At 53.3% G+C, this 9,490-nt stretch carries 11 protein-coding genes and 2 pseudogenes; all 13 read right to left on the bottom strand.

Translation table 11 applies throughout. The features are described 5' to 3' along the window. Positions 1-286 precede the first annotated feature (286 nt). Positions 287-517 (bottom strand): annotated as a pseudogene (locus B5F35_RS16760) (hypothetical protein); the annotation flags it as partial. A 73-nt stretch (positions 518-590) separates the two neighbouring features. Further along, positions 591-944, bottom strand: coding sequence for a hypothetical protein (locus tag B5F35_RS16755; RefSeq protein ID WP_015535514.1), 354 nt, complete (start codon positions 942-944; stop codon positions 591-593). Further along, the gene (locus B5F35_RS16750; RefSeq protein ID WP_206424067.1) at positions 928-2,787 is read right to left on the bottom strand and encodes a VirD4-like conjugal transfer protein, CD1115 family; all 1,860 of its coding nucleotides are present in this window, start codon (positions 2,785-2,787) and stop codon (positions 928-930) included. The genes B5F35_RS16755 and B5F35_RS16750 overlap by 17 nt, the downstream gene beginning before the upstream one ends. A gap of 6 nt (positions 2,788-2,793) precedes the next feature. Beyond that, positions 2,794-3,882 (bottom strand): annotated as a pseudogene (locus B5F35_RS16745) (relaxase/mobilization nuclease domain-containing protein); the annotation flags it as partial. Then, positions 3,765-4,229 (bottom strand): hypothetical protein, encoded by a 465-nt coding sequence (locus B5F35_RS19365; protein ID WP_242969571.1) that lies wholly within the window; start codon positions 4,227-4,229, stop codon positions 3,765-3,767. The pseudogene B5F35_RS16745 and the gene B5F35_RS19365, both read right to left, overlap by 118 nt. Before the next feature lie 2 nt (positions 4,230-4,231). Continuing rightward, positions 4,232-4,561 (bottom strand): plasmid mobilization protein, encoded by a 330-nt coding sequence (locus B5F35_RS16740; RefSeq protein ID WP_087168732.1) that lies wholly within the window; start codon positions 4,559-4,561, stop codon positions 4,232-4,234. Continuing rightward, positions 4,558-4,671: a DUF3789 domain-containing protein gene (locus B5F35_RS16735; protein ID WP_015535520.1), complete on the bottom strand. Its 114-nt coding sequence runs from the start codon at positions 4,669-4,671 to the stop codon at positions 4,558-4,560. The genes B5F35_RS16740 and B5F35_RS16735 overlap by 4 nt, the downstream gene beginning before the upstream one ends. Before the next feature lie 141 nt (positions 4,672-4,812). Then, positions 4,813-5,004, bottom strand: coding sequence for a DpnD/PcfM family protein (locus tag B5F35_RS16730; protein ID WP_058967065.1), 192 nt, complete (start codon positions 5,002-5,004; stop codon positions 4,813-4,815). Between the two features lie 78 nt (positions 5,005-5,082). Then, the gene (gene relB / locus B5F35_RS16725; RefSeq protein WP_087242689.1) at positions 5,083-6,477 is read right to left on the bottom strand and encodes a type II toxin-antitoxin system RelB family anti-toxin; all 1,395 of its coding nucleotides are present in this window, start codon (positions 6,475-6,477) and stop codon (positions 5,083-5,085) included. Positions 6,478-6,561: 84 nt separating this feature from the next. Further along, positions 6,562-7,533, bottom strand: a complete 972-nt coding sequence (locus tag B5F35_RS16720) for a DUF3991 and TOPRIM domain-containing protein (RefSeq protein ID WP_087242688.1) — start codon at positions 7,531-7,533, stop codon at positions 6,562-6,564. A 193-nt stretch (positions 7,534-7,726) separates the two neighbouring features. Continuing rightward, positions 7,727-7,939 carry a DUF3791 domain-containing protein gene (locus B5F35_RS16715; protein ID WP_206424066.1) on the bottom strand — a complete coding sequence of 71 codons (213 nt, stop codon included), beginning with the start codon at positions 7,937-7,939 and terminating at the stop codon, positions 7,727-7,729. Between the two features lie 37 nt (positions 7,940-7,976). Further along, on the bottom strand, positions 7,977-9,176 hold the full coding sequence (locus B5F35_RS16710; RefSeq protein ID WP_087242686.1) for an ATP-binding protein: 1,200 nt from the start codon (positions 9,174-9,176) through the stop codon (positions 7,977-7,979). 53 nt (positions 9,177-9,229) lie between these two features. Beyond that, positions 9,230-9,490: hypothetical protein (locus B5F35_RS18810; protein ID WP_162611466.1), on the bottom strand; the 261-nt coding region annotated here is incomplete at its 5' end.

Raw genomic sequence — 9,490 nt, 5'->3', positions numbered from 1 at the left:
GACAGGTTTTGGCCTGCCGCTTTTTGTGCTGCGATGGTTTTTCATGAGGCATTGAAAACCTGTTTGTCAAGGTACACGCCCTCGCTACTTATTTTCGTAGCAAGGTACAGACGGGCAGACTTGCCCCCTACCTTACAGCCCGTGCGGATAGCCGATTTTGGACACTGTGTTCTGATTTTTTGAAAAAGAAAAGCACCTGCATATATCCGTTCTTTTCTCGGATAGTTGCAAGTGCTTTCCATCAGACAAATCCGTATTCAGTTGTATATGTTCTCTAACAGAAATTCACATCGGCAAAGCTGCCGCAGGTACGCATAACGCCCACCACAAAGAACAGCACCAAAAGCGCAAGGCCGATGGCCCGCACCGCGTCGTGGATGTTGACAATGACGCCCCAGATGGAGCCGCCCTTAAACTGTTCCGGGCTTTGGGTGATGAGCTGCCAAATCTCAGACAGGTACTTGTTCCAGGTATCGAGGGCATTTTGCAAATTTTGAACAACCCAGTTATCGGACATTCAACAACCTCCTTTCCGGCAACGGTAAGGGGCAGGCCGCCACGGACCTGCCCCCACACTGCCGTTATTAGAATCAGCCGGTAATCAGGGTCAAAATCTCCTTCGCAAACGTAATCACAACGCCGCCGGCCAGGGTGAGAAAACCATTGGCTCGCTGGCTGGGGTCATGGCTTTTCAGAGAAAGGCCGATCTGCACGACGCCGAAGCCCAGCAAAATCATACCCACGGCGCGGATCAGGCCGAAGATGAAATCACTGAGGTTGTTGATAACCGTCAACGGGTCGCTGGCAGCAAAGGCCGTGGTAGTGCAGCAGCACAGCATGAGCACCAGAGCCGCATAAACAGCAAAGGCGCTCCGGCTCTTTTTGCCCATGGGCAGGCTGCGGGTTTCTTTCTTCTGCTTGCTTTCCTTATGAAACAGCTTCATTTTGCTTTTCCTCCTTGAATTGAAAGATATTCTCCATGTCCTCATCGGACAGAAGTTCGTAAAGGGTTTCCGGCTCCTGGATATTGGCAAGGTCGCCGGGGGTGAGGCGGCCAATGGTCATATCCGCCACGGCGTTTTCAGTGCCGCCGTGGGAATAGACGGGCGCGCCGCCATCGGTGGTGTACTTGATGTTGGGGTGTTTCAAGAGGTCATACTTTTCATCCATCAACGGCGCTTCGCCACGGATAAAAAGCAGGGCCAAATTGTTGTCCAGCATACGGACCTCATCGGGCGTCATCAGCTCCCGGCCCGTAATCTGGTTGTTGGTGGAGTAGCTGCCGGAATGCCCGGTGCTCTTGCCGTAGGTGTCCAGCCAGAGAGTGCTTTTCCCCAGGTAGTTCTCGGAGATCAGCTTGTGGGTGGACGTTTCGTTGCCGCCCAGGTACAGAAATTCATCACAGTTGCCGATGATGGATTCCCACTGCTTTTCAAACAGCGCCTTGAGCTGGGCAATGTTCTGGATGATGATAGAAACGCTGATATTCCGGGAGCGCATGGTGGCCAGCAGCTTGTCGAAATCATCCGGCAAGCTCACGTTGGCGAACTCATCCATGAGAAAATGCACCGGTACGGGCAGGCTACCGCCGTGTACCCGGTCGGCAGAATAAAAAAGTTCTTGGAAAGTGCTGGCATACAGCAAACTTACCAAGAAATTGAAGCTGGCGTCGTTGTCCGGGATGAGAGCAAAGAGTGCCACTTTTTTCTCGCCCAGGCTGGAAAGGTCCAGTTCATCCGTGGCGGTGAGGGCCGCCACCGAGGAAAGATTGAATTTTTCCAGGCGGGACGCCAAGGTGATCTGAATAGATTTCAGCGTTTTGGCAGAGCCGGAACGATAATCCTTGTAATACTTCACAGCGATGTGATCCGGGGAGCGCATTTCCAGCCGGTCAAACAGTTCGTCAAGCGGCGATTGGTAGGAATCATCATCCTCCCGCACCTCCCCGGCTCGGAGCATCTCCATAATCATGGGGAAATTCTTCTCGTCCTCCGGCGCTTCGTACCACAGATAAAACACCAGCGCCATGAGGAGCATACTGGCCGCCGTGTCCCAGAAAGGGTCGTTGGACTGGCTCCCTTTCGGGGTAGTGGCTTTGAACAGGTTCGTCACCATCTTCTGCACATCATTGTCGGATTTCAGATAGGCAAAGGGATTGTAGCAGTGACTTTTCTCCATGTTCAGCAGGTCCACCACCTTGATCTCATAGCCCATCTGTTCCAACAGGCCGCCGCAGTCACGAAGCAGTTCCCCCTTACAGTCCAAAATAAAAAGGGACGTATTGCATTGGCAGATGTTCACTTTGGCGTAGAACCGGCTTTTACCTGCACCGCTGCCGCCCACCACCAAAGTGTTGAGGTTGCGGCGGTGTTTCCGGCCATCCAGCCCCATGCGGACGTGCTGGGTGAAAATGCGGTTTTGAAACGGGTCTTTCGCCCGGTACTTCTTGTTCACGGCCCGCGGATCGCCCCATTTGGCGGAACCGTGTTCTTCGCCTCTGCGGTAATTGCGCCGGGATGAGAGGTAAATACCAATCCCGTACCCCTTGGCTTGCTTGGCAAACTCCGGGCAATCCTCCTTCTTGATGGTGTAAACCTTTAGGGGGCGCTTTTCCCGCAGCATAGCTTCAATGCGGGCTTTGCCCTTGGTCTTTTTCTGGTCTTTCAGAACCGTGTAAAGGGCGGCGGCCAGATTTTTAGCAGCAGAACCGGTGATCTTGAGGGCAAATTCAGCGCCCTCCAGGCTCATCCGTACCACTTGCTCCGCCGCATCGCCTGAGTTATACATAGAAAATCATCTCCTTCCTGGGGGAGCCGCCCGGCCCTGCTCCGGCTCCTGGCGGGCTTTCTCATCCTTGCCGGAGACTTCCTCACGGGCGGCCTGTATCTTATCCTTGATAGAAGTGGAGCGCAGGGCAATGTCCTCGCACAGCTTCACCTCCCGGCGCAGCTCCTTGATCTGCGCAGATAGTTTGGAGATCTCAGCCCGGATATGCTCCTGCCTGGCGGGGTCGCCCAGCACTGCCTTGGTGCGAAGTTTCCGGTACAGGCTTTTCCGCTGTTCCGTTAAACCGGCAAGCTGAGATTCCACATCGGACCGATAGGCGTTAAGCTGCTCCAGGGTGTCAATGCGGTGCCGGGAAAGAAGGCGGGCTTCATCGGTAAGCTCCTGCGCCCGGATCAAATCCTCCCGCAGTGCATGAGGCACCCGCCTGGGCGGGCGGTTCTGCTTTTGGGGGAATACCCCCAGCAGATAGCAGTAGTGGAAGTAGAGGGCGCGAAACCCCGTCACCTTTTTGGCCTGTTTCAAATCCCCGTGGAGCCTGCACCGAAACGGTTCTGGCCTGTGTTCCCGCTGGGGGCGGCGCTGGGCTAAAATCCGCCTGCGGATGTTCTCTAAGGAATACTCCTCGCCAAAGTTGCGCATAAGTTTGCGTCCACGGGGGTAATTCGGCGGACGAACCGTAATATCCTTGCCCACCTTGATGTCGTAACCCATCTGCCGCAGATGATAAAAAAACTGCCGTTCCGTCATAGACTGGCGGATGGCAGTATCCACATCGGCTTTGATGAGGGAGAGATAGGTGGGTCGGCCTTCCTGCTCAGCCCGCCATTCTCCGTAGTGCTTGGACTTTCCCCGCTGGGGATTTTCAATGACGGACAACCCATACTCCCGGCACAGCCGGTCCGATTCCCGCTGCATATCGAAATAATCCTGCTCGGTACGGTGGTATTTGATTCCGTCCACGAAGGAAACGGTGTTCACTACAAAATGATTGTGCAGATGATTTTCCCTGTCCAGATGGGTAGCCACCAGCACCTGGTATTTTTCACCCCACAGCTTCTTTGCCAGGGCAAGGCCGATCTCATGGGCCAGCTCCGGCGTGGCCTCGCCTGGGGCAAAGCTCTGATAGCCATGGTAAGCAACAGTCCCGTCCTCCTTCCAAACCGCTTTTTCACCGCTATCATCTCATCGCGGGCAGTAGAGGGGCTGCAATTCACCCCGGAGACAAACTGCCGCATAACCGTTTCGCCTTCGCTTTCCACCACCTTGCTTGTTTTTTGCTGCTGAACGGCATACTCGATCACATCCGCAAGGCCCTGAGTCTCCTTGCCATCCATATCCTGTTTTTCAAAGAAATCAGGATTTTCGGTCTTATCTGGATTCTCGATATAGATGAGGACCTTGCCCAGCCAGCCGTTCACCCGCCAGATGGACGTAGTGGCCATGGTTACTCCATTGGCTTGGGCAGGATCACCGCTTTGGTGATGTCCCGGACGAGCTGGTCAAACTTCCGCATTTCCTCATCGTAGCGGCGCTCATCAATGACGCCCAGCACATGGGCTTTCTGGGCGATCTGGTTGAGATTGCCGCCGATCCGGTGAAGCTCCCGCATAAAGTCGTAGTAGGCGGGTGGCGGTGCGTCTTGGGGAACCAGGCCGTTCACCAGATGGCGCAAGTACGCCTCACGGGAAAGGCCGCTGCGCTTTACTTTTTTGTTGAAGGCTTCTGCCTCTTTTTTGTCCAGCCAAAACTGAACGTGTACGTTGCGTTTTCTCATTCTTCCGAATCCTCCTTTCTGCCTATGCGGTTGATTTGAAGCAGGCACATAATCAGCACGCCGACCACACCGCCCAGCAGAAATCCAATGGCGAAAAACAATCCTTCCATGAAAACCTCCATCCTTTCAAAAGGGGTATTAGGGGGCGTTCCCCCTAACAAGCGGCCTTTGTGGTATCACAAAGGCGATGCTTGCTGGTACAGCTACATTCCATTCCCCTGCGGGGAATCCGGGACAGGCGAAAAAAGAACTCATCGCTCGCCCCGGTCACGGGAATACCGCTTGGCATGGAACTCCACGCCTGTAAAATGGCTGGCGTCCAGAACGACCTCGCCGCGTTTCCATTGATCCCTGGCAAACTGCTCGGCCTCCTCCCGGCTGTTTGCCGCCACCTTCATTTTCACCTCCAGCGTTTCCCGGATGGTAACATCATAATGGTTCATCGCTCACGCTCCTCTCTAAAAATGGGCAGCAAAAAAGAGCGTCCATTTTCAGAACGCTCTCCAAAAAGGTATTCGTTTTTACCGCGCCTTCTCCTGTTTTAGATGACGGGTGGGGATTGCCAGCAGCTTGCGCACCCGGCCCTCCAAATGCTTCTCAATGGCCTGCAGATGTTCTTCCGGCAGGCCCAGGCTTTCGTGGCGCTTGAACCGGAACCCGATCATGCGGCGGAGCTGCTCTTTCTGCTTTGGCCCCATGACCTCCGCACACACTTCCTCATAGGAGATGTTGTAGGGATTAGAACGGGTTTTTGCATACTCGTCCAGGTTCGCATAATCTTCCTTGCCGGCATAGCAGAACAGGGACAGCCCATTGTCAAAAATGGGGGCGGGTGCGATGATGTTGCCGCTGTGGTTATCCCGCAGGACGCCGAAGTTTCCAAAGTGGCGGTCCTCGTTGTAAATCAGGGCGTCAAACACCAGCATACTGCGGATTTGCTCGGAAAACTCCGGCCCCAGCTTGTCGTAGTAGGCAAGGCAGGCGGCAATGCCCCCGGTTCGGACAATGCGCCCGATGGGAATATAGGCCGTGTCGATGTTGGTAAACAGGGCACACTTAGAGGCGGTAATACCTTTCCAGTTCTCCAGGTCATAATGCACGGCGTTCAGACGCATGGTTTCCGCAATCTGCGAAGCATAATACTCGCAGTACGGCTCCCGGCCCGCATTGGACGCGCCGGTCGTGCCGCCCTTGTAGAGATAAATCCCATCGTGCTCCACATAGCGCCACGCCTTGGGCAGCATACCGCCTGTGGTCAGCTCCGGGGATGTGGTAAACGCCTGCCTGCTCCCGCCTGCGCCGGTATAGGCCACCAACGCCAGTATCTCAGAAAAACGGTTTTCGTAAAGATTGTATTGGGAAAATTTCCCCTCAAATCCTTCCGGCACCACCCAATAGCTGTCGTTCAGCGACAGCCCCTTGCACACGTCGATGATTCCCTTGGTGTCGTTATGGCTGAGGCCAAGGGTTTTCAAAATCTCGTCCACAAAGGCGCGGTTTTTGGGGATAACCCGCCGCTCCAGCCAATGGATGACGCCCTCGCCGGCGCGCTCCATATCCAAAGGCAGCAAATGGGCCTGCTCCTCGTTGGTGTATAAGATTTCAGCCACAAGGCCGGACAAGCCCTGCTTTTCCATGGAAAAGCGCATTAGCTCCGTATCATAAATGCGGAGACTGTAAACATTACTCATAGGCTCCTCCTTGTCGTTCAGTTCCAGTGAAACATCCTTCCCCAGCGCCGAGGCGATTTTTAAGATCATATCAAGCGTGGGGTTCTGTGTCCCACTTTCCAGGCGGTTAATGCCGGAACGCTGGATTCCCAGCCGCCTTGCCAGTTCTGCCTGGGAAATGCCCTGTTCCAGACGGGCCTCCACAAGCTGGGATATGATTTTCTGCCGTTTGCGCAGTTCATCCATACTCTCACCTCACTGCTTCAATGTTAACATATATGATAACAATTTGCAAGAGGGAGAATTTGTCGAAGCTGGAGAACCGTCAACTCACCGCTCCGGCTCTTTGCCGTGGCTGCCCCGAATGGGAATCCCCAGCCGGTGGCACAGAAAATCATTCACATCCTTTCCACGGGGCGGCGGTTTGTTCTCCACCCGGTAGCCCTCCGGCATGACAGCCATGATTGCCTTGGCCGCCAGCCGGCCAGCGGTGTCGTTGTCCAGATGGAGATAGATGGTTTTCACATGGGGGTGGTCCTCCAAAAACCGGGTGAGGGCCACCGGCAGCTTGCTTTCCTCGATCTTTTTCTTTGGCTGGTACACCCCGGCCAGGGACAACAGATTGTGCCGCCGCCAGTCGATCCCGTCCAGCCTGCAGAGCGTAGCGTAGGACATGACATCAATGGCGCACTCACACAGATGAACTGCTGGATTCTCCACGCAGGCGGGCAGGGCAAAGGAAAAGTGCTTATCACTGCCACTTAAATCCCCATGGAACCGGGCTTCACTGATTCCCCGCAGGCAGCCGAACCGCGCCTTGCCATCCTTGTCAAAACCCACGAAAACCACGTTGCTGTGGCCCTTGTTCCGGCTCTCATAAATCCGCCCGGTCTGGACGCAGTAGTCCAAAATCTCCTGGTCAATGCCTCGGCCCTTGAGATAGGCCATCATCGCCCGGTTGTCTGGGGCGGCCTGGGGCAGAAGCAGGTGCTTGGTCTTTTCCTCCTTCGGCGCTGGCACAAAGGAAGGCGGCGGGATGGCCGCCCTGCCGGAGATGGTTTCCATGGCCTCCAAAAAGGAATAGCCGTTGACCTTGATGAGATAGTCCAGCGCGCTGCAACCGCCGATCCCACGGGAAAACCAGCACCATTTGCCGTTGGAAATCCGTAGGCTGTCATGGGTCTTGGTGCAGTAGACGTTACCGGAGACATGAACCAGCTCCTGGGGTTCGCAGGTCTGCAGGTAGGTGAGCAAGTCCACCTGCCTTGCCCGTTCGATGGCTTCTGAATCGTAAAAAGGCATAAAAAAATACAGCCCCCTTTACATAGCCGTAGATTAGCCGCCCCATGTGGGGTAGCTGACTATGTAAAGGGGGCTGTACTCTTCTCAGATATGGAAAAAGCCGACTGGATTGCTCCAATCGGCCCTTTTCTGCATATACTTTTGCGATTTATATGCAGATACGAATGGGGAGTGTGCAGTTTTGGCAGCAGCTTTAAGCCATAGCAGGTTTCCTGACCTCAATATAGAGATCGATATCCTCCACGATATAATTGGCCCCGGTGGTGTGCAGGGCTTCATAGCAGGAATACACATAGTCCCATACATCGTAGCGGGTAAAGAGTTCCGCCACCTGCCTGCCAGTCAAGTGCTTGGCGTTTTTGTAGGTTTCCACGCAATAAATGAGGAAATCGCCCTGTTTGGTCATATCCACCCTTCTTTCGGCACTGTATCACACTCTTAGATCAGTATGTGTCACTCAGCAGGAAGTCCGCCAAATGCACGATCTTCACGCCATTGATATTTCCTGCCGCCAACTCATCCAGCGTTACCACATATTTCGGATAGTGGTCTTTGATTTCGAGGAGATTGGCAACCTCCCGATCCGATTCCTCCGGCAGCCTGCGGCACACCTGAACGTAGATACGCTCGTCACGCTGCACCGCCACAAAATCAATTTCTTTCGTTTCATTCTTCCCGATATAAACTTCATAGCCCCGCCGCCGCAGTTCAAAATACACGATGTTTTCCAGCATAGCGGCAATAGACTTCGGATTAAAGCCCATGATGCAGTATTTCAGAGAAGCGTCTGCCAGATAGAATTTTTCCTGGGTTTTCAGCACGGATTTTCCCTGCAAATCATATCGCTGGCAGCGATAGATCACAAACGCCTTTTCCAGCCAGTTCAGATAGTTATAAACTGCTTCGACGGATAGGGAACGTCCCTCGCTTTTGAGAAACTTCGCAATGGCATTGGCTGAAAAGGTCTTGCCCACATTTTCCACGATATACTTTACAACACGGTTGAACAAATCGAAGTTCATGATATTGTGCCGCTTTGTAATATCGTTGGTAATCACAGAGTTATAGATTCCCTCCACGATCTGATAGGCAGAGCGTTCGTCAAAGCTGCCCAGCGCCACAATGGGGAATCCACCCAGCCGCAGGTATTCGTTTAACAGCTCCTTTGGGGAACGGGAATCTGCTTTTTTAAAATCCAGATATTCAGCGAAAGACAGCGTATAAACCGGAATGGAGATATATCGTCCCGTCAAATAGGTCGAGATCTCGCTGGACATCAGCTTGGAATTGGAGCCGGTCACATAAATATCGGTATTGGCATTTTCCAGCAGGCTGTTGACTGCTTTTTCCCAACCGTCAATCTCCTGCACTTCGTCCAGCAGCAGATAGTAGCGCCCATCTCCGGTCATTTGCTCCTTGATACCGTTATACATATCCTTGTCGGTCATACCGTCGTCAAAATCCTCTGACGTATAACGCATACTGATAATGTGGTCTGCGGCAATCCCACTTTTTAGCAGATCAGCCCGCAGCATATCTAAAATTGTGGATTTACCACAGCGCCGGATTCCTGCCAGTATCTTCACCAGCGGAACATCCCGATAGGTTTTCAGCGTGTTCATATATTGTGGTCGGATAATCATATCGTTCGCCTCCTTATTCCTTACTAATAGTATAGCGAAAAACTCCAAGAATATCAATAGTTTTTACTTGCAATCCGTAAAAACTTATTTTCCGCAAAACCTTTTTGGGGTTTGGATGAATTTTGGTATGTAAAAGGCGGCATGGATTTCTCCATGCCGCCCCAGCTTGTAGAAAAACCTGCTCCGGCAATCAAGCCAGAGCAGTTTTTTTGGTTTGTAAACAAGAACCCAAAGGGAAAAAGGAGCGAAATGTCAGGCGTATTTTCGCGCAATCTGGAGCGCCATGCGCCATCCGGTGCCGGATGGCGGTCATT

Source organism: Anaeromassilibacillus sp. An200 (assembly GCF_002160025.1).
Lineage (GTDB): Bacteria > Bacillota > Clostridia > Oscillospirales > Acutalibacteraceae > Caccousia > Caccousia stercoris.
This window is presented reverse-complemented; position numbering and strand designations above follow the sequence as displayed.